The sequence below is a fragment of the Actinoplanes sp. NPDC049548 genome (assembly GCF_040676695.1).
Classification (GTDB): domain Bacteria; phylum Actinomycetota; class Actinomycetes; order Mycobacteriales; family Micromonosporaceae; genus Actinoplanes.
The window spans coordinates 448,988-467,521 of the sequence record NZ_JBFAPM010000001.1 but is presented as its reverse complement, the minus strand read 5'-3'; the positions used below and the strand labels follow the sequence as shown (position 1 = coordinate 467,521).

Below are 18,534 nucleotides of genomic sequence, written 5' to 3'. Positions count from 1 at the left end.
CGGCGGACGGCCGTCCAGAGGCCCGGCCATCGGCGTCGCCGCCGGCTGCCCGGTCCGGAAACACGAAAGCCGCCACGGTGGGTGGCGGCGAGAAAAGGCAACGCCCCGATCGCCTGCCACGGGGGAAGCGGGCGATAGGGGCGCGCAAGAGGAAGCTTAACGAGGGTCGTTGACCGGCACAACGGGTGGAGTCCGCCGGTTGTGCGAAAACTTCTTGAACAAATGACGCCACGTCGCGACGCCGGCCGACGTGCGTCATCAAAGGCTGTCAGCGTCGGGACCGACTACTCAGCGCTCCCGGTCGCGAAGCTCCCTCGAAGCGACCTCGCTCCCACCCCGCGGCGCACCGCACCACTCCTCACCCCGCGAGCCGCACCGCACCACCACGACCGCCCCCGAGCCACACCATGACCCCCTCCCGCGGGCCGTACAGCACCACCACGACCCCCGGCCGCACTCCACCACGACGCCACCCCCTCGCCGGATCGCTACGACTCCCACTCGGCACTGCCTTGCGTCCCACGTGTCTCCCCCCGGGACACACCGCACCGCCATCACGACTCGCTGCCCCTGCAACGCCTCGACCCCCGACGTTGCGACAAAACGGGCATAAAGCCATATTGGTTTTTATGCCGCTAATCCATTGGTGAATGCCTTTCGGATAAAAGGCCCGGGATCAGTCGTCAATACGACAGAAAATCCGCCCGCGGAATCGCGTAACCTTCTCGTCCGGGACCATTTCGCGCAGGTCAGGACAAGGCAGCGCAGCACCGGTGCATACGACGCTCATCAGGTCAAACGTGAGTGCTCACCGTTTCGGATGGTTCTGCTCCCGCATTTGGTCGTCATCTGATGGGGTGACGCCGATCATGATCTTCGTAGATGTTCCTAAGCTCGCCGCGTGACATTGCAGGAGCCGAAAAACCCGCTTACCGCCGACGTCGAGATTCCCGACACCGAGGTGATCGTCGTCGCGCATCCCTCGCCGGTGTTCGTGGACTCGACCGGACGCCGCCGCCGGGTGCTGCGCCGGATCGCGTACGGCTTCGGTGCCCTCTGCATGGTCTATGGAGGACTGATCAGCGTCAGTCTCGCCGGAGGTCCGGTGAGCAGCCGGGCGGTGCTGCCCCTTCCCGACCTCGCCGACGGCGACGAGGACGTAGCGGCGGCGCGGCCCAGCCCGACGCCCGTTCCGGTCACCGCCGTACCGAGCACCCGCCCGGTCATGGAGGTCCTGCCGCACCGCAACGACCCGGCCTCCCGCCACACGGTGGAGTCGCGGCAACTGCCCCGGTCGTCGACTCCCTCGACCTCGCTGGTGCGGACCCCCACTCCCCAGCCGACGACCAAGCGCACCACGACACCGCCGGCCACCCCCAAACCCGTCGAATCGGGTACGACGAAGCCGGTCCCGATCTCGACCCCGCCCACCACGGACACCCCGACCACACCGGAGCAGCCGCCGCCCCCGGCCCCACCCGGCACGGGCGGCACGGGCGGTGGAACAAGCACGGACACACCCACCGACGGTGACACCTTCAGCGGCGGCGCAGGCGGCGGCTCACCCACCAGCGGAGAGAGCAGCGGAGAGAGCAGCGGCGGCGGCACGACCACCGGCGAGACGACCAGCGGCTCGGGCGGCGGCGGCACGAGCAGCGGAACGTCCGGCGGCACGGGCGGAAAGTCGAGTGGAGGCTCGAGCGGCGGCACGGGCGGCAGCTCGAGCGGCGGCACGTCCACCGACGGCTCCGGCGGATCCGTCGGGAGCGCCTCCCCCCGTACCGAAGACGACGCGGAAGCCGCCGACGATCCCGAACCCCCCACCGAGGTCTCGCCGTGACCACCGGCCGCAACCGCAACCGCAACCGCTCCCGGCGCCGGATCCTGCCGCGCCCCCGGGTGATGCTCGGCGTGCTGCTCATCAGCCTCTTCGTCGGCGTCCTCGTCGTGCAGGCGTACATCAACGCCGAGTTCACCGGCGACCACATCGAGACCGAGGTCGGCGACCAGTCCGGCGTGCCGGTCGCGATCCGCGGCGGCGGCCCGGTCATCAACACCACCGGCGGGCAGGAGAGCTCGAGCCGGATGCCCGCGCGGACCATCGCTCTCACCTTCGACGACGGCCCCGACCCCACCTGGACGCCGAAGATCCTCGACGTGCTCGAGGAGAACGACGCGCACGGCACCTTCTTCGTCGTCGGGTCGGAGGTCGCGCGGCATCCCGAGCTGACCAAGCGGATCGTCGACCGGGGCAACGAGCTGGGCCTGCACACGTTCACCCACCCGAACCTGCAGCGTCTCGCTCCCTGGCGGCGCAGCCTTGAGATGTCGCAGACCCAGGTCGCCATCGCGCGCGCCGCGAACGTGCGCACGAATCTCGCCCGTTTCCCGTACTCGTCGAAGCCTCAGGCCATCGACGACGTCAACTGGAAGATCGTCAAGGACGCGGGCGCCGACGGTTACCTGGTCGTGGTCAACGACATGGACAGCGAGGACTGGCAGCGGCCCGGCGTGGGGCAGATCGTCCGCAACGCCACCCCGCCCCAGGACACCGGCGCCGTCGTCCTCTTCCACGACGCGGGCGGCGACCGTGCGCAGACCGTTGCGGCGCTCAAGGTGTTCATCCCGATGATGAAGGAGCGCGGGTACACCTTCACCACGGTCACCGAGGGCATGAACCGGGCCATCGCGCAGCAGGACAAGGATTCGGTGCAGAGCCTGCCGCTGCTCCCGGTCAACCCGTCGGCAGAGCCGGCCGACCGCTGGCGCGGCTCGGCGCTGCTGTGGACCGTACGGTTCGCCGACGGCCTGGTCTGGGTGATCGCCGGCCTGTTCCTGGTCGTCGGGCTGCTCACCATCGGCCGTACCGTCCTGCTTCTCCTGCTCGCGACCCGGCACGCCCGGCAGCGCCGCAAGAAGACCTTCACCTGGGGTCCGCCGGTCACCGAACCGGTGTCCGTGATCGTGCCCGCCTACAACGAGAAGGAGGGCATCGAGGCGGCGGTGCGGTCGCTGGCCGGCGGCGACTACCCGGACATCGAGGTGGTGGTCGTCGACGACGGCTCGACGGACGGTACGGCGAGCATCGTGGAACGACTCGGCCTGCCGAACGTCCGGGTGATCCGGACCCCGAACGGCGGCAAGGCCAACGCCCTGAACACGGGTATCGCCCTGGCCCGGCACGACCTCATCGTCACGGTCGACGGCGACACCATCTTCGAACCGGACTCGGTCCGGATGCTGGTGCAGCCGTTCGCCAGCCCCGCGGTCGGCGCGGTGGCCGGCAACGTCAAGGTCGGCAACCGCGAGAAGCTGGTCGCGACGTGGCAGCACATCGAGTACGTCATCGGCTTCAACCTCGACCGCCGCCTCTACGAGGTGCTGAACTGCATGCCGACCGTGCCGGGGGCGATCGGCGCGTTCCGGCGTACGGCGCTGGCGGAGGTCGGCGGGATCAGCGACGAGACGCTGGCCGAGGACACGGACGTGACGATGGCGCTGTGCCGGGCGGGCTGGCGGGTCGTCTACGAGGAGCGCGCCAAGGCGTGGACCGAGGCGCCGACCACCCTCGAGCAGCTCTACCGCCAGCGTTACCGCTGGAGCTACGGCACCATGCAGGCGATGTGGAAGCACCGCAAGGCGCTCACGGACTCCGGCGACTCCGGCCGCTTCGGCCGGGTGGGCCTGCCGTTCCTCGCCCTCTTCGGGGTCGCGCTCCCACTGCTCGCCCCGGTCGTCGACATCATGCTGCTGTACGGCCTGGTGTTCTGGGAACTGCAGGCCACGGTCGTCGCCTGGCTCACCATGCTGGCCCTGCAGCTCTTCACGGCGGCGGTGGCGTTCCGGTTCGACCGCGAGTCGCTGCGCCCGCTGTGGCGGCTGCCGCTGCAACAGTTCGCGTACCGGCAGCTCATGTACCTGGTGCTGATCCAGTCGGCGATGACCGCGATGACCGGCGCCCGGCTGCGCTGGCACAAGCTGCACCGCGCCGGCCTGACCAGGTCGGTGCCCGCGACGGAGGGCCCGCTCTTCCTGCCTCAGCAGAGCGTCTCACCGGCGATCGACACCTGGCCGCCGAGCCGCGACCACGCGCGGGCGACGGCCCATCCGGCATCGGGCCGGGCAACCGCCCGCCCACCGGTCCCCGCCCAGGACCGCGGTACGCAGCAGGACCGTGTCCTACCTCCCGAGGAGCTTCCGTCGGCCGGCTCGCCCCCGGGCGGCGGCTCGGGTCCCGTCTCCACGAACGGGGCTCAGGAGGTGTCGCGCGGGTCGTGACGGCCGCTGCCGGGCCTGACCCGCGAGACAACCCCTGACCGGACCCGCTCCCGCCCGAACTGCAGCCGGGCGGGAGCGGGTTCCGGGTGGTTCCCGTCGCCGACGAGCGTCGGTTCCGCGACCGGCACCGGCCGGTTCAGACGCCGGCGAGCACCGGGTCCGCGACCGGCACCGGCCGGTTCAGACGCCGGCGAGCACCGGTTCCGGCTCCGCGAAGGGGAAGACGACGTGCAGCGATGTCCCGTCACCCGGCCGGTCGGAGAGCGCCACCGTGGCGTGGTGCGCGTCCAGGATGCGCTTGGCCACGGCCAGCCCCTGGTCCGGCCCGGGCACCGCGGAGGGGTGCGTGATCGTCCCGTAGTACAGGTGCGGGAAGAGGTCGGGACGCATCCCGTCCGGCAGGTCCATGTCGTCGAGCCGCACGGCCGGTCCCGACTCGATCTCGGTGCCGACGCGCACGCGCCCACCGGCCGGCGTGTACTTCACCGCGGCGAAGAGCAACTGCATGAGGACCTGCTCCAGGCGTACGGGATCAGCGATGATCGGCAACGACGGCCCGCCGGCGTGGTTGAGCATCCAGATCTTCTTCGTGGCGGCGATGGGCCGCACGGCCTCGACCGCCCGCTGGGTCAGCTTGGTCAGATCGATCTCGCGCATGTGCAGGCTGTCGGTGCCGTGACCCGCGTCCGCCATCGAGCTGAGGTGGTCGAGCAGGTCGGTGAACCCCCGCACGTGCGCCGCGGTGGCCCGCCCGACGAGGTCGGCCAGCTCGGGGTCGTGGACGCCCTTGTTTCCGAGATCGGCCAGATAGGTGCGCATGAGCCGCAGCGGCGCCCGCAGCTTCCCGCCGACCAGACCGGCGATCTCGTCCTTGCGGCGCTCGAGCTCCTGGAGCCGCGCGTTGGTGTTGGCGAGGGCGGCGGCGTACCGCCGCAGTTCGAGCTGCGACGTGACCTGACGAGCCAGCGCCCGCAAGGCCTGGAGCTGCTCGCTGTCGAGCCGCCGCGGCTCCGAGTCGAAGACGCAGAGCGTCCCGAGCGCGAACCCGTCACTGGTGATCAGCGGCGCCCCGGCGTAGAACCGCACCCCCTTCCCGCCGTCGACGGCGGGATGCCCCGAGAAGCGGGGATCCTCCGCGGCGTCGGGAATGACCAGCAGGTCTTTGCCGAGGATGGCGTGCGAACAGAGCGAGAGGTCACGCGACGTCTCGGTCAGGTCGGTCCCGACCCGCGCCTTGAACCACTGCCGGTCCGCGTCGATGAGCGTGACCAGCGACATCGGCACGCCGCACACCGACGAGGCCAGGGCGACGATGTCGTCGAAGTCCTTCTCGGGTGCGGTGTCGAGGATGTCGAGTTCATAGAGTGCGGCGAGGCGGTCGATTTCGTTCGTGGGCAGGGGCGCGGGCATGGCAGTCACCTCCGAGACTGCCTTCAGAGATACCACCCATAAGTAGCGAGGTTCACATATCGGCCATCTTGCTCCCCACCAATCTCGGGGCGACGTCACGCCGGCCGATGACACACCGCCTCGATGTTGTTCCCGTCCGCATCGAACGCGTATGCCGCGTAATAGTTCTCGTGATACTCCGTCCGCACCCCCGGCGGCCCGTTGTCCACACCGCCCGCATGCAACGCCGCCGCATGGAACGCGTCGACCGCCGCCCGGTCCGCGGCCGTGAAGGCGACATGCACGCGGTGCGTCGGCTCCCGCAGCCCCAGCCAGAAGAACGGCCGCCCGCTGTCGTTGCCGAAGCCGATCAGGTCCGGCCGCTGGGTCACCACCTTCAACCCCAGCGGACGCAGGGCGTGCTCATAGAAGTGCCGGCTCTCGTCGAGGTGGTGCACCCCGAGAACGACGTGGTCGATCATCGGTCTCCCCTTCCCGCGTGAACATCGACCGTATAGCGGGGGTACGACACTTCGATGATCCGCTGCGCCGAGCGGTGCTCAATATGCGCCGAGCAGGGCCGCGGCGTGGCTGACCTGGACGGTGTGGGTCACGCAGTCGGCCCCCTCGAGCATGTGCAGCAGGAAGCCGGTCGGCTCGGCCACGTACCCGGGCGGCGCGTCCGAGCTGAGCAGCAGCCCGGCCTGGCGCCACGTGCTGGGCCCCACCGTCAGCACCGTCCCGGCGAACGCGGCGGTGACCGGCCGGTGGACGTGCCCGGCCATGATCCGCGCGACGTTGTCGTGCCCGGCGACCACCTCGCGCAGCTCCTCCCCGTCGAGCAGCCGCATCCCGTCCAGGAACGGGATCCCGATCGGCATCGGCGGGTGATGCAGACCGATCATCATCGGTACGCCCGGACGCGACGCGAGCACGGTATCCAGCCACGCCAGCTGTTCGGCCCCGAGCCGTCCCGCCGGCGATCCGGGGATCAGCGAGTCCAGGGCGACCACCGTGAACCCGGGATAGTCGACGGCGTAGTAGGGCTCGCCGCCGAACGCCTTCACCATGGCGTCCCGGTCGTCGTGGTTGCCGGTGGTGAGGTGCAGCGGCAGCGGGAAGTCGCCGATGACCTCGAGAAGGGCGGCGTACTCCTCCTCACGGCCGTTGTCGGTGAGGTCGCCGGTGACGACCACACAGTCGGGGCGGGGGTCGAGCGCCATGACGCGCGCGAGGGCGAGCTGGAGCCCGGCGGCCGGCCCGCCGCCCAACGGCCCGGTGGTGAGGTGCGAGTCGCTGAGCTGAGCGATGAAGGAGGTCATATCGCTGATGATCCGGCGATGCATCGTCCGGTCAACCGATCGGTCATAACTCCTACAACGACTTCCTCAGGCCACGCTGGTGTCCACGTACAGGCAGAAGGGGTGACCGTCCGGATCAAGCATGACCCGTACGGTGTCCTGCGGCTGGTGATCCGCCTCGGTGGCGCCGGCTTCCCGGGCGCTGCGCACCGCCGACTCCAGGTCCGGCACCTCGATGTCGAGGTGCATCATCATCTGCTGCTTGTGCGCCTTGTTCGGCCAGGCCGGCTGCTCGTAGTCGGGCGAACGCTGGAAGGCCAGGTACTCGACGTGGTCGCCGAGGGGCGCGACGGCCACGAAGTCGGGCTCCTCCTTGACGATCTTCCAGTCCATCAGGGTCGCGTAGAACTCCGCCAGGGCCAGGGGGTCCCGCGTGTCGAGCACCACGCCCCAGAAATGTGATGAGTTTCGTCCCAGCATGCGTGCAGTGTGCTCTTCCGGGGGGCGCATTGCAGCGGGGCACGCGGCACGGGGCGCGATCGATATGCAGCGATGCGCACAGGTGCTCCCGGCATGCAACCCGGGTCTTGCTCCAGGATCCGGCCCCGCGGCCGATCTCTGCGATCATGAACGAGAACCTCATCCTCGTCGCCGAGGACGACCCTGACCTGCGCGACATGCTGACGTTCGCCCTCGAGCGGGCGGGCTACACCACGGTCGGCGCGAAGGACGGCAACACCGCGGCCCGCATCATCCAGGTCGCGCGCCCGGTCGGCATCGTGACAGACGTACGGATGCCGGCGCTCAACGGCATGGAACTGTGCCAGCTGGTCCGCCGCAATCCCGAGGTCAGCAACGCGGCGGTGCTGATGGTGTCGGCCAACTTCCACCGGCACGACGTCAACGCGGGCCTGCACTCGGGCGCGGACGGCTACCTGCCCAAGCCGCTGTCGCCGCGGCGCCTGGTGACCGAGCTGGAAGAGGTCATCGAACGCCGCAAGCACTCCTGATCGACCACGCATCGAGCCGGTAGCCCATCGGGGCTGCCGGCTTTCTGCATTTTCTGTCCGCCCGATCCCATGAACCCCGGCCCGGCCTCCCACGTTTAGACGGCACACCAGCTTCGAGAAACTCGAGGGGATTCGATCGGCATGAAAACGGCACAGGAATCAACCAGGAACCATCGAAGACGCAGAAGTGCGCCCCGGCCGGCAATTGTCTCCAACAAGTCACTCACCGTCCGCGGCGCCCGGCGAATTCCCGCCCGGCGCCCCGACATGACCGTCCTGCTGGACGACGTTCCTGCGCTCGAGCTCATGGAGGACCTCACCGGAGAGCTGGGCGGCGCGCGATCCGAGTCGGCATGAAGGAGGCGCAGATGTCCATGCGCGACGACACGACCTGTGACCTCGGATGTCCGGCCACAGCCCTGGTACGCGTGGCGCGCGACCGCCTGACCCTGATGTTCTGCGGTCACCACTACGCGGTCAACCAGCTGCTCCTGGAGCTCGGCGGCTGGTCGGTCCACGCCGACCGGCGGGACCCGGGCCAGCGGCAGGCTTACGGCCATGTCGCCGGTTGACGCCTCCCGGCCGGGCGAACCGTACGTGACCAGCCTGCTGGCCGGCCTCCGCGAACACGTCCACGAGGCGAAGCTGGCATCCACCGCCTATCTGCGCCGCCGCGCGGAGCTGAAGGCTCTCCACGCCGGCGATCCGGCCGGATACCCGGTCGCCAAGAAACACGACTTCACCTTGCAGGACCACGCCGGAATTCTCGCGAAGCACCAGCAGATGGTGGCCATGTACGCGAATGCTCTAGCCGGTGAGGCGGCCGCCGCAAAATTGCTCGCCGACCGCCGCGCAAGTGCGACGGAGAATACGCATCGCACCTCCAATACCGCCATGCCGCAGAACCCGGCACACCGAATGCAACGGGAAAGGAGCCGACTGTGAAAGCGGATGCGGCCGAACGGGTCCGAGCCGGCGCCCGCTGGCTGGACGCCCACCGGCCGGGCTGGCACCACCGGATCCGGCCGCTCACCCTGCAGGTCGGCAGCGAGATCCGCTGCCCGCTGGGCCAGGAGTTCGGCACGTGGGCGAACGCGCCGGAGCCGGCGCGCTCGGACCCGGATCTCGGGTTCTACGCCTACAGCACCGCCTCCGCCGAGTGCGGCGCGGAATATCAGCTGCTGACCCTCGAATGGCAGCGCATGATCGCGGCCCGACGCCGAAACGACCAAGGGCCGGGTCCGCCGAATCGGCCTGGCCTGGGTGGACCGCGGAGCTGCAATCCGTCAACACCCGGAAGGTACGGGCACGGCAACCGGTGAACCGTAGGTTCTGGGCGTGGCCGGAGATCTGCTCGATACAGGTAGGCCCCGCAGCGGCCTTGTACGCGGCCTACTTGCCGCAGTCATCTGGCTCGCTGTTGTGGTACCGGAGGTCGCCATCGCCGAGTACTTGACCGACGTCGTGCCGGTCTACCCGTCGATCAAGGACTTCGCCTTGTTGCTGCTGCCGGCGGCGCTGATCGTCTGGCTGGCACCGAAGGTGTCATACCGGCGCCGCGACGCCGTGTACTTCCTGCTCATCTGGCCCTACCTCATGGGCATCATCGCCTGGCGCATCGCCTTGCTGCCGTACCGCGACTGGGCGCCCCGTGACGACGAGATGGCCGAGGCCCGATGGCACCGCAATCCGAGCCACGCCGGCTTCTGGTGGATTCCTGCCGGGCCCGCCGAAAGCTGACGCCTCACGGGCGGCCCCGAAGGCCGGCGTACCGCGGATCAGCGTGCACGATGCCCGTCGCAACGTGCGCCCGTTGCTGGACCTTGCTTGCTGTACGAGGTCGGAAAAGGCCGTTCCGGATCTTCTCGGAACGGCCATTGACCTGGGGTGGAGCTGTGGGGATTTGAACCCCAGACCCCCTCGATGCGAACGAGGTGCGCTACCAGACTGCGCCACAGCCCCCCGGCCCCGTAGGACCGCAGCAAGGCTAACAGGTATCCCGTCCGCCCCGCGAACCACCCCCTCCGCGTGGCGCGATCAAGCCGGGTAGGAATCCCGCGGCCACCCCGCCTCGAGGCACGGCCCTGCGATCAGGCCGGGTACGAGGCGCCGCGACCGCCCGCCTCGTAGGCGCGGCCGCGAAGCCCTCCGGTGCGCCGGTAGGACACCGAGGCGCCGTTGACCGCCGCAGGGAGGTCGGACGGGTCCCGGTCGAGGCCCATGGCGGTGCGGCGGACGGCTTCCCGCTGGGCCGCGAGCCGCCGCTGCGCCTCCCGGCGGGCAGCCGCGCGACGGGCCTGTTCCCGCCGTACCTCCGCCTGCCGGGCCGCCAGCCACGCCGCCTCGCGCGCCTCGATGCGGCGCCGCCGCCGGTCGGCGATGGCCCGGTTGCGCAGGTGCACCAGGTAGACCCCGAGGAGGGTGCCGGTCACGGCGAAGCTGATCCAGAACCCGGGGCCGACGGCGAGCACACCGATCAGCTCGATCACGTTGAGCAGCAGCAGGGCGGCGAAGACCCGGCGGCGGCGGACCACGGCGGGTGTCTGCCGGCGTACGGGACGGCGGCGCACCGGGCGGCGTGACGAGACGACGCGCAGGCGGCGCGCGGGCGGGCCGGACACCGGGACGCCCGACACCGGGGCCGCCGACACCGGCACCGCGGAGACGGGGGCGGCGGGCACCGGCTCGGGATCACCCGTTAGGGTCCGCGACGTAACCATGTACTGGCGGCCGGGGTTGACCGGTCGGCGTCCGGGCACGGTGCGGAGCCGACGGCGGCGCTGCAGCACCCGAGCCGTCGACGACGCCCGCTCCGCGGCCAGGCGCTCGGTGGCGTCGTACCGGCGGACGAGGGCCGGCGCGAGGGCGAGCAACCCGGCGGCGGCGAGGACGGCGAGGAGCACCGAGGTCGGCACCCTCACCCCTCCCGTCAGCCTTCAGATCGCGCCGGGCGGTCGCGTCCCGGTCACGAAAAAGTCGCAATCTCCCCGAGATTACGGGCGAGAGCTGCGGAAATCGCCGCGGCGCGCCGGGCCGGCGAGCACGGGATGATCATTTTGCTGTGGTACGTAACCTGCGCCACCGCGCGACGAGGCCGCCCTCGGCGGCGACTTCCTCACTCGTCATGGCGTACCCGAGGTGGTCGCGCCACGCGCCGTCGATGTGCATGTAGCGCGGGTGGTACGCCTCCTCGCGAAATCCGAGCTTCTCGACGACCCGCCGACTGGGCCCGTTCTCCGGCCGAATGTTGATCTCCACGCGGTGCAGCCCGCCCGGCCCGAACGCGTGGTCCACGGCGAGTGCCAGCGCGGTCGGTATGACCCCGCGACCGGCGACGCGGGAGTCGACCCAGTACCCCACGTAGGCGGAGCTGAACGCCCGCCGGACGATGCTGCCGAGGTTGATGTGGCCGACCAGTCGTTCCGCGTCGGCGCCCTCCCGCAGGCAGACCGCGAACGGCATGCTGTCGCCACGCCGCGCGGCCCGCTTCATGTCCCGGTACACGTACAGGTAAGCCCGGGGGGAGTTCATCTCCGCCCACGGCCCGGGCGGCGCCGACTCCCAGGGGCTGAGCCACGCCTGGTTGGCGATGCGGACCTCGGACCACGCGCGCGCGTCGCTGCGCCTGTACGGCCGTAGCAGCACGGGCCCGTCCGCCAGGACGGCAGGCCATCCGGGCGTGGACCCCAGCATCATCGCCTCCGGTCGAGCAGCAGCACGTCGACGGTCGACCCGGCCGCGGCCGCGGTGACCCGCTCGCCGAGCACCAGCAGACCGTTGGCTTCGGCGAGGCCGGACAGAGTGTACGGCCCACCGGCGAGCGGCTGCACCGTGTAGCCGCCGCCGCGCCGTTCGGCTACATGCGCAGGCCGGAACTCCCGCAGCCCGCCCGGCGAGGAGATGGTCTCCAACAGGTGCGCCTTGACGCTGGGCCGGAACACCGGCTCCGCGCCGGCCAGCAGTTGGATGACCGGCCGGGCGAGCACCTCGAACCCGATGAGGGCGGCACCGGGCTCCCCCGGCAGGCACACGACCGGCACTTCCTCGCCACCGACGGTCCCGAACCCCAGCGTCGCACCGGGACAGAGGGCGACGTCGGTGAACTCGACGGCACCCCGCCCGGGGTCGCGCCGGGACAGCACGCGACGCAGCATGTCGCCGGGCCCCGTACCCGTCCCGCCGGTCGTGATGATCAGGTCGGCCCGCAGCGTCTGGTCCTCGAGCAACCCCCGCAGGCCCTCGGGGTCGTCGTCACAGATCCCTATCCGGTACGCGAGAGCACCGGCCTCGACGGCGGCGGCGGTGAGCGCGTGCGAGTTGGCGTCCACGACCTGGCCGGGCTGGCTGGGCCGGCCCACGTCGACGAGCTCGTCCCCGGTGGCCACCACGACGACCCGCGGGCTGGGCCGCACGACGACGTGCCCGATGCCGGACGCGGCGAACACCGCGACCATGGCGGGCGTCACATAGGAGCCGGCGGTCGCGAGGACCCGGCCGACGGGCAGCTCGTCACCGGCCCGCCGGACTCCGGAACCCCGTTTCGGCGCGTGGAGGATCTCGACGGCCGCCATGCCCTGGTCGGTCCAGTGCACGGGCACGACGACATCGGCACCGATCGGCAGGGGCGCCCCGGCCGCCACGGAGAAGCACGTCCCCGGGGTCAGCCGGACCGGTCGCCAGCTCGCCGCGCCCAGGTCACCGACGACGTTGAGCCGTACCGGCCGCAACCCGCCCTCGAACGCGCCGAAGGACGGGTGCGAGCCGATCCGCCCGGCGGCGGCGAGGTCCTCCCAGCGGGCCGCGTACCCGTCGATCGCGGCCTGGTCGAAGGCCGGATACGGGTGCGGGGCCAGCACGTCGTTGGCGAGGACGTTGCCGTGCGCCTGGGTGAGGTCGAGGTCGAGCGGAGGCAGCGCCCGTAACCTGCGCAGCACGCTGCCCAGGTACTCGGCGAGAGGCATCAGCTCGTTGGCGGCCGCCTCGGCATCGGCCGTGGCCGTCATCCCTTGGCACCGCCGGTTTCCGTGGCCACGAACTCGCTCAGCCACTGCCGGAACTCGGCACCCAGATCGGGCCGCTGCACCGCGAGCTGAACGACGGCCTGCAGGTAGCCCAGCGGCATCCCGGTGTCGTACCGGTGGCCGCGGTAGACGATGCCGTGCACCGGCACGCCCTCGGCGAGCAGCTGCGCCATGGCGTCGGTCAGCTGGATCTCGCCGCCGCTGCCCGGCTTGGTGTTGTTGATCGCATCGAAGATGGCCGCGGGAAGCACGTACCGGCCGACCACGGCCAGATTGCTCGGCGCCTCCGCCGGCGAGGGCTTCTCCACAAGCCCGGTGACCTTCACGACGTCGTCGCCCCGCCCGGCTTCGGCCTCGACGGAGGCGATGCCGTACCGGCTCGTCTCCTCGGGCGACACCTCGATGAAGGCAAGGACGATGCCTCCGGTCTCGGCCTGCAGGTCCAGCATCGCGGGAAGAAGCGGCTGGCTCTCCTCGACGAACTCGTCACCGAGCAGGACGGCGAAGGCGTTGTCCCCGACGTGCGACGCGGCCACGCCGACGGCGTGCCCGAGCCCGAGCGGCTCACCCTGGCGGCAGGTGTAGATGTCCGCGAGCTCGCTCGTACGCCGGACCGCCGCGAGCCGCTCGGTGTCGCCCTTCTCCTCGAGCCGCGCCTCCACGTCGGGCCGCCGGTCGAAGTGGTCGACCATCGACGTCTTGCCCCGGCCCGTCACTAGCAGCACATCGGTGATTCCCGCCGCGGCCGCCTCCTCCACGATGTACTGGAGGACAGGACGGTCCACGACAGGCAACAACTCCTTCGGGACGGCCTTGGTGGCCGGCAGGAATCGGGTAGCGAGCCCAGCCGCCGGAATGACGGCTTTGACGGCTCGACGGCCGGTCGCATGTGCCTGCGTGCTCATCTGAGGGGTCACCGCACCTTCGCTCAGTTCGTGCCCGGACATGTCGCGAGACTATCGGCCACGGCCTTGCCGCGGCGGGTGTGGCCCGCCGGACGCGCCCGTCACGGGTTCCGAGTGCTCGAAATGCCCCTCGGTAACCCTCGCCGAAACTGGTTTGTCGATCACATCACCGACGGCTTCATCGATCACATCACCGGCGGCCGGGGAGCCGCTGGTCTTTCGCCCGGCATCCACCGTGAGGCCGGACGGGCCGGTGGCCGCACCTCGCGGCCCCGACTGGTCGCTGACAGCTCGTGAACTCCCGCCGGCGGGCCCGGCGAGCCTGTACGTGTCCCGGCCCGCGTTCTTCGCCGCGTACAGCGCGTTGTCCGCCGCGTCGAGGACCTGCTGGGCCGTTCCCCCATGTTCGGGATAGACGGCGATCCCGATCGAAACCGTGATCGGCACCCGCTCGACGCCCGTCCCGTCGTCCCCGTCCTGGCGCCGCCCGTCGACGGGCACGGGAATGTCCCGGACCGCCGCTCCGAGCCGCTCGGCGACGACGATCCCGCCGTACGCGTCGGTCTCCGGCAGCAGCACCACGAACTCTTCACCGCCCTGCCGGAAGGCCACGTCGACCTCCCGCAGCCCCACCCGCACCCGCCGGGCGAACTCGCCGAGCACGGTGTCGCCGGCGGCATGCCCGTACGTGTCGTTCACCTCCTTGAAGTGGTCGAGGTCGAGCACCAGCACGGTGAGCTTGCGCCCGAACCGGCTGGCCCGCTCCACCTCGCGGCGCAACGACTCCCGCAGGTAACGGTAGTTCCACAGGCCCGTGAGCGGGTCCGTCAGGGAAAGCCGTTGCGCCTCCTCGTGCACTCGGACGTTGTGCACGGCGACTCCCGCCTGACCGGCGAACGTCCGCAGCATCAGGAGGTCGGCGTCGTCGAACTCGTCGGCACCGAGCCGGTCGTAGAGCGCGAGTACCCCGAGTGTGGCCGGCTCCTCGGCCGTGTCCCGCTCCCCCGGCACAAGCGGGTCCTCCACCGTGGCAGGCGCACAGATCGGCACGGCCACGTACGTCCGGCAGGGCGGCTCGTCGATCCCACCACCGAGCCCGCAGAACCCCCGTCGCGGTTCGCCGCCGGCCGCTACGGCACCGAGAATCCCGTGCCCGAGAGGCACCCGCAGCGAGGAGAGCTCAGCCTCCGGCACATCCCACCGCCCGGTCAGCCCTTCGGCGCACCGCCCGACCAGTTGCCCGTCGGCAGGATCGATGAGTAGCACTATCCCCGCACGTGCCCCGCTGGCGGAGCGAGCAGTGCGAAGGATGACCTGAAGTATGCGATGGAGGTCGTGAGTGCTGGAGAGGGTGTCACCGAGAATCGCGAGATGCCCGCGTAGCTGATCGCGGCTGGAGGTCAACGCCTGCACGTACGCCTGCAGCTCCCGCGTCATCCGGTTGAAGGTCCCGGCGAGCCGCCCGATCTCGTCGTCCCGCCCGACCGGCACCCGTACCCCGAGCTCCCCGTCGGCGACCTTCCCGGCGGCCCACGCCAGCTCCTCGAGCGGCCGGGTCGTCGACCGCGCCAGCCACCGGGCAGCCACGATCGCGACCACGACGACAATCAGAACGGCAACCGCGAGCAGCATGTAGAGCGGCATCGGTGCCCGCCCGGGAACGGTGACGGAAAGAGGCAGCGGCTGCCCTGGCCCGCGGGCGATCTCTTTCGTGTACGGCCCCAGCCCGCCACTGTGCAAGGCCACTCGGGCGCCGCTGGTGCCGGAGAGCCGCTTAATCAGCCCGTCGTCGACCCGCGCGACGGCGAGGACCAGGGTGTCGCCCTGCCGAGCGCTCGCCGTCACGGCGCTGATCGACGCGGAGACGTCCGTCGCAGCGTCCGGCTCCTGCCGCGTTTCGCCGGGCGCCTTCCCGGACTGCCCGGCGCCGCCGATGTTCTGAACCGCGTTCGCTCCCTGCGCTCCCGTTCCGGCGGGCCCCGAACCCGAGCCTCGGCCCGCGGCTTGCCCCGCCGCCGGCACCGCGCAGTCGCGTTCCCCGTCTTGGGCGGAACCCGCGCCTCCCGGCGTTGTCCCGGCGACCCCCGCGTCGCCGGCACGATCGTCGGGCGTGATGCGCACCTCGGCAGCCAGTCCGCGGATCACCATCTGGTCCGCCGCTGGCTGTCGGTCCTTCTCCGGCAGCACGGCCACTGCGTCTGCCACGGCCTGAAGCTGACCACAGAGGGCACCCATCGCGGCTCGTACCGTCGTTGCGGCATGATCGAGCCGCTCGACCGTCCGGTCCCGGCTCACCGTGGTCACCGTCATCCCGACGAAGAAGGATCCGAGCAGAACCGGACCGAGCACGACCGCCAGGAAAGCAGTGGTGAGTCGGCCACGCAGAGTCACGCGTCCTCCCGGAAGTGGCCTTCTTTGGAGCGATGCTGACATAGTGCGCACCGTTTGCCGCTTTTACAAAGGGGGTGTTGCATGCCGGATTTCGCCCGTGACGCCGAAAGGCCGCAACCCGCGAAAGTTGCGTTGCGCGATCGCCTGCTCGCCGTACGTAGATCAAAAAGCCCCGAAGAGCTCACCTCAGCCGCCTCCGCCATTCAGTCGGCCCTCGCCACCCGCGTACGCCTCCAGTCACCCAAAGTGATCGCGGCCTATGCTCCCGTGGGCAGTGAGCCCGGCGGTCGCGATCTGCCGGAGGTCCTCCGCGCCGCCGCCCCGACGACCTCCGCGGTGTTGCTGCCCGTCCTCCTGCCCGACGGCGACCTCGACTGGGCCCGTTACGAGGGACCCTCATCCCTGCGCTCCGGTCCACGAGGTCTTCTGGAGCCGGTCGGCCCTCGCCTGAGCCCCGCGGCCATCGCCCAAGCCGACCTTGTCGTCGTCCCGGCACTCGCCGTCGACCGGCACGGCCTCCGGATGGGTCGCGGGGGCGGCTCCTACGACCGCGCCCTCGCCCGTGTTCCCGCCACGGCGTTCACCGTCGCCCTGCTCCACGACGGTGAGCTGCTGAATTCCGTGCCGGCCGAGCCCCACGACCGGCGCGTCAGGGCGGTCATCACACCGGGCCAGGGGCTCAGCGAGGCGCTCGACTGGACGAAATAACATCCGATGACGGAGCATTGGCACTCGTAGACGGCGAGTGCCAAGCCATCGAGATCGACGCGGAGGACCAGTGCCCACGTACCAGTACGCATGCACCGAGTGCGGGGAGCAGCTCGAGAGGGTGCAGTCTTTTTCCGACCCGGCGTTGACGGAGTGCCCCACCTGCGGCGGGAAGCTCCGCAAGGTCTTCAACTCGGTCGGCATCGTTTTCAAGGGCTCCGGCTTCTACCGCACGGACTCCCGCTCGGGCAACGGAAGCTCGGACAAGTCGTCGACCACCCCGTCGACCACGTCCTCGTCGTCCGACGGCAAGTCGGACTCTTCGTCGACGTCGTCCACCACGTCGTCGGCACCGGCGGCCACCTCCTCTTCGACCTCGACGGCGTCACCCGCCGCCACGACCGCTTCCTGACCCGCCAGCACGCCGGCGAGGCCCGTCCTTTCTATCGGGCGGGCCTCCGGTTTCCGGGGTTATCCACAACGCACGGTTGTCCACAGGCACGGCGACGGCCCACCCGCGAAATGCCTAGCTTCAGGACGTGCGAACAAGACCCGACCCCACCCTCGACCCGGTGCGCCGGCGCAGGCCGGAAGCAAGAGCCTTCCTCCGTCTGACGGCGGTGGCCGTGCTGCTGGCGACCGCGGCAACCCTGATCTGGTCAGAACCGGCCACCTGCACGGCGCCGCGCGAACCGCCCTGGGGCGCCCGGCAGGCGGAGACCCCGGCGAGCGCCGGGCGGCGCGCCGACTTGCCGGAAGCGAGGCGTGTCGACAAGCAAGGCGCCGGGCCGGTTGACAGGCGTGGGACAGAGCCGGTCGACGACTCGTCGGCCGCCCGCCCAGACCATGCGCCCTCGAACGAGTCGGCGGATCCTTCGACGCCCCTTGCCCGTGGGTCGCCACCGTCTGGCCGCCCGGACGTCACCGGCTCAAGGCCGCCGGAGCGAGTCGGCGTCTCGACCGTCGATCCCGAAGCAGGAACGCCACCCGTCGCCTCAGCGTCGGCCGCTCCTGCGCGGTTAGCGGCCCCACCGGGCACCGTCGGCGTTCCGGTCCGCCTGACGGAACCGGCCGCACTGAGACTCGTCCGCGCCGGCAACCGGGTGGACCTCTTCCGCGCAGGACGAAGCGCCGAGCCGACGGCCAGGGCGGCGCTGGTCCTCGAGGTGACGGGCACGGACGACCCACTCACCGGCGGACTGCTGGTCGCACTCACGCCGGCGGTCGCGAAGGAGACCGTCAGATACGCAGCGGGCGGCTACGTCGTGATCATCCACCCCGACCCCTGAGCCCCGCGCCAGGCGGCCGAGGGTCCGAGCAGATGGCCGACGGATCAGCCCCAGTGCGGCGGCCGGTCCTCCAGGAGGCGATCGTCGTTCGAGTCCCCGCTTCCGCTGTAGCCCCAGCCGCGCTCCGTGTCGTCCCGGGTCTGCTCCGGGAGCAGCGGCGTTTCCTCGGACTCGAAGTCCACGGTGCGCTCGGCGTCAGCGTCGCGGTCGGGTTCGTCAAGGATGTCCACGGTATGAGGGTA

20 protein-coding genes, 1 tRNA gene and 1 pseudogene are annotated in these 18,534 nt (G+C 70.7%); 10 read left to right on the top strand and 12 right to left on the bottom strand.

The features are described 5' to 3' along the window. The first annotated feature begins 901 nt into the window (after nt 1-901). Both AB0J80_RS02265 and AB0J80_RS02260 read left to right on the top strand, forming a co-directional pair. The gene (locus tag AB0J80_RS02265) at nt 902-1,840 is read left to right on the top strand and encodes a hypothetical protein (protein WP_364699349.1); all 939 of its coding nucleotides are present in this window, start codon (nt 902-904) and stop codon (nt 1,838-1,840) included. 62 nt (nt 1,841-1,902) lie between these two features. After that, nucleotides 1,903-4,278 (top strand): bifunctional polysaccharide deacetylase/glycosyltransferase family 2 protein, encoded by a 2,376-nt coding sequence (locus AB0J80_RS02260; protein ID WP_364700150.1) that lies wholly within the window; start codon nt 1,903-1,905, stop codon nt 4,276-4,278. Between the two features lie 180 nt (nt 4,279-4,458). Here AB0J80_RS02260 and AB0J80_RS02255 read toward each other — a convergent pair whose 3' ends face one another. The 4 genes from AB0J80_RS02255 to AB0J80_RS02240 form a co-directional block, all read right to left on the bottom strand. Next, complete coding sequence (locus AB0J80_RS02255; protein WP_364699347.1) at nt 4,459-5,688, bottom strand: GAF domain-containing sensor histidine kinase; 1,230 nt, start codon at nt 5,686-5,688, stop codon at nt 4,459-4,461. 95 nt (nt 5,689-5,783) lie between these two features. Continuing rightward, nucleotides 5,784-6,149: a VOC family protein gene (locus tag AB0J80_RS02250; protein ID WP_364699345.1), complete on the bottom strand. Its 366-nt coding sequence runs from the start codon at nt 6,147-6,149 to the stop codon at nt 5,784-5,786. A gap of 78 nt (nt 6,150-6,227) precedes the next feature. Continuing rightward, a complete protein-coding gene (locus tag AB0J80_RS02245) occupies nt 6,228-6,989 on the bottom strand; it encodes a phosphodiesterase (RefSeq protein ID WP_364699343.1) in 762 nt (253 codons plus the stop codon). Between the two features lie 66 nt (nt 6,990-7,055). After that, on the bottom strand, nt 7,056-7,448 hold the full coding sequence (locus AB0J80_RS02240; RefSeq protein ID WP_364699342.1) for a VOC family protein: 393 nt from the start codon (nt 7,446-7,448) through the stop codon (nt 7,056-7,058). Nucleotides 7,449-7,594: 146 nt separating this feature from the next. Between AB0J80_RS02240 and AB0J80_RS02235 the strand changes: the two genes are divergently transcribed. From AB0J80_RS02235 to AB0J80_RS02215, 5 genes are all read left to right on the top strand, one after another. Then, nucleotides 7,595-7,978, top strand: a complete 384-nt coding sequence (locus tag AB0J80_RS02235; protein WP_364699340.1) for a response regulator — start codon at nt 7,595-7,597, stop codon at nt 7,976-7,978. A gap of 368 nt (nt 7,979-8,346) precedes the next feature. Further along, on the top strand, nt 8,347-8,550 hold the full coding sequence (locus AB0J80_RS02230; RefSeq protein ID WP_364699338.1) for a hypothetical protein: 204 nt from the start codon (nt 8,347-8,349) through the stop codon (nt 8,548-8,550). Nucleotides 8,551-8,575: 25 nt separating this feature from the next. Then, nucleotides 8,576-8,923, top strand: a complete 348-nt coding sequence (locus AB0J80_RS02225; protein ID WP_364699336.1) for a hypothetical protein — start codon at nt 8,576-8,578, stop codon at nt 8,921-8,923. Further along, complete coding sequence (locus tag AB0J80_RS02220; RefSeq protein ID WP_364699334.1) at nt 8,920-9,300, top strand: hypothetical protein; 381 nt, start codon at nt 8,920-8,922, stop codon at nt 9,298-9,300. Before AB0J80_RS02225 ends, AB0J80_RS02220 begins: the two co-directional genes overlap by 4 nt. Before the next feature lie 16 nt (nt 9,301-9,316). Further along, the gene (locus AB0J80_RS02215; RefSeq protein WP_364699332.1) at nt 9,317-9,718 is read left to right on the top strand and encodes a hypothetical protein; all 402 of its coding nucleotides are present in this window, start codon (nt 9,317-9,319) and stop codon (nt 9,716-9,718) included. 148 nt (nt 9,719-9,866) lie between these two features. Here AB0J80_RS02215 and AB0J80_RS02210 read toward each other — a convergent pair. The 6 genes from AB0J80_RS02210 to AB0J80_RS02185 all read right to left on the bottom strand — a co-directional run bounded on the left by AB0J80_RS02210 (nt 9,867) and on the right by AB0J80_RS02185 (nt 16,295). After that, nucleotides 9,867-9,940: transfer RNA gene (locus tag AB0J80_RS02210), tRNA-Ala, on the bottom strand. A gap of 128 nt (nt 9,941-10,068) precedes the next feature. Beyond that, complete coding sequence (locus AB0J80_RS02205; protein WP_364699330.1) at nt 10,069-10,893, bottom strand: hypothetical protein; 825 nt, start codon at nt 10,891-10,893, stop codon at nt 10,069-10,071. 136 nt (nt 10,894-11,029) lie between these two features. Further along, nucleotides 11,030-11,671, bottom strand: a complete 642-nt coding sequence (locus tag AB0J80_RS02200; protein ID WP_364699328.1) for a GNAT family protein — start codon at nt 11,669-11,671, stop codon at nt 11,030-11,032. Continuing rightward, a complete protein-coding gene (glp, locus tag AB0J80_RS02195; RefSeq protein WP_364699326.1) occupies nt 11,671-12,981 on the bottom strand; it encodes a gephyrin-like molybdotransferase Glp in 1,311 nt (436 codons plus the stop codon). The genes AB0J80_RS02200 and glp overlap by 1 nt, the downstream gene beginning before the upstream one ends. Continuing rightward, nucleotides 12,978-13,904, bottom strand: a complete 927-nt coding sequence (locus AB0J80_RS02190; RefSeq protein WP_364699324.1) for a UTP--glucose-1-phosphate uridylyltransferase — start codon at nt 13,902-13,904, stop codon at nt 12,978-12,980. The genes glp and AB0J80_RS02190 overlap by 4 nt, the downstream gene beginning before the upstream one ends. Before the next feature lie 51 nt (nt 13,905-13,955). Then, nucleotides 13,956-16,295: a diguanylate cyclase gene (locus tag AB0J80_RS02185; RefSeq protein ID WP_364699322.1), complete on the bottom strand. Its 2,340-nt coding sequence runs from the start codon at nt 16,293-16,295 to the stop codon at nt 13,956-13,958. An 81-nt stretch (nt 16,296-16,376) separates the two neighbouring features. Here AB0J80_RS02185 and AB0J80_RS02180 point away from each other — a divergent pair, with 81 nt between their 5' ends. Further along, nucleotides 16,377-17,003, top strand: coding sequence for a 5-formyltetrahydrofolate cyclo-ligase (locus AB0J80_RS02180; RefSeq protein WP_364699320.1), 627 nt, complete (start codon nt 16,377-16,379; stop codon nt 17,001-17,003). 37 nt (nt 17,004-17,040) lie between these two features. After that, nucleotides 17,041-17,214: pseudogene (locus tag AB0J80_RS02175) on the top strand (FmdB family zinc ribbon protein); the annotation flags it as partial. A 14-nt stretch (nt 17,215-17,228) separates the two neighbouring features. Here AB0J80_RS02175 and AB0J80_RS02170 read toward each other — a convergent pair. Next, nucleotides 17,229-17,402 (bottom strand): hypothetical protein, encoded by a 174-nt coding sequence (locus AB0J80_RS02170; protein ID WP_364700196.1) that lies wholly within the window; start codon nt 17,400-17,402, stop codon nt 17,229-17,231. Between the two features lie 704 nt (nt 17,403-18,106). On the opposite strand from AB0J80_RS02170, the gene AB0J80_RS02165 reads away from it, so the two are divergent. Then, nucleotides 18,107-18,292, top strand: a complete 186-nt coding sequence (locus tag AB0J80_RS02165; RefSeq protein WP_364699318.1) for a hypothetical protein — start codon at nt 18,107-18,109, stop codon at nt 18,290-18,292. 44 nt (nt 18,293-18,336) lie between these two features. Here the strand turns inward: AB0J80_RS02165 and AB0J80_RS02160 are convergent, their stop codons facing one another. Then, nucleotides 18,337-18,522 (bottom strand): hypothetical protein, encoded by a 186-nt coding sequence (locus AB0J80_RS02160; protein ID WP_364699317.1) that lies wholly within the window; start codon nt 18,520-18,522, stop codon nt 18,337-18,339. Nucleotides 18,523-18,534 lie beyond the last annotated feature (12 nt).

Bases quoted from the DNA above. Each gene is read 5' to 3' on its own strand.
- AB0J80_RS02260 (WP_364700150.1), top strand. From the start codon at position 1,903: ATGCTCGGCGTGCTGCTCATCAGCCTCTTCGTCGGCGTCCTCGTCGTG.
- AB0J80_RS02255 (WP_364699347.1), bottom strand. From the start codon at position 5,688: ATGCCCGCGCCCCTGCCCACGAACGAAATCGACCGCCTCGCCGCACTC.
- AB0J80_RS02250 (WP_364699345.1), bottom strand. From the start codon at position 6,149: ATGATCGACCACGTCGTTCTCGGGGTGCACCACCTCGACGAGAGCCGG.
- AB0J80_RS02245 (WP_364699343.1), bottom strand. From the start codon at position 6,989: ATGACCTCCTTCATCGCTCAGCTCAGCGACTCGCACCTCACCACCGGG.
- AB0J80_RS02240 (WP_364699342.1), bottom strand. From the start codon at position 7,448: ATGCTGGGACGAAACTCATCACATTTCTGGGGCGTGGTGCTCGACACG.
- AB0J80_RS02235 (WP_364699340.1), top strand. From the start codon at position 7,595: ATGAACGAGAACCTCATCCTCGTCGCCGAGGACGACCCTGACCTGCGC.
- AB0J80_RS02230 (WP_364699338.1), top strand. From the start codon at position 8,347: ATGTCCATGCGCGACGACACGACCTGTGACCTCGGATGTCCGGCCACA.
- AB0J80_RS02200 (WP_364699328.1), bottom strand. From the start codon at position 11,671: ATGCTGGGGTCCACGCCCGGATGGCCTGCCGTCCTGGCGGACGGGCCC.
- glp (WP_364699326.1), bottom strand. From the start codon at position 12,981: ATGACGGCCACGGCCGATGCCGAGGCGGCCGCCAACGAGCTGATGCCT.
- AB0J80_RS02190 (WP_364699324.1), bottom strand. From the start codon at position 13,904: ATGAGCACGCAGGCACATGCGACCGGCCGTCGAGCCGTCAAAGCCGTC.
- AB0J80_RS02180 (WP_364699320.1), top strand. From the start codon at position 16,377: ATGCCGGATTTCGCCCGTGACGCCGAAAGGCCGCAACCCGCGAAAGTT.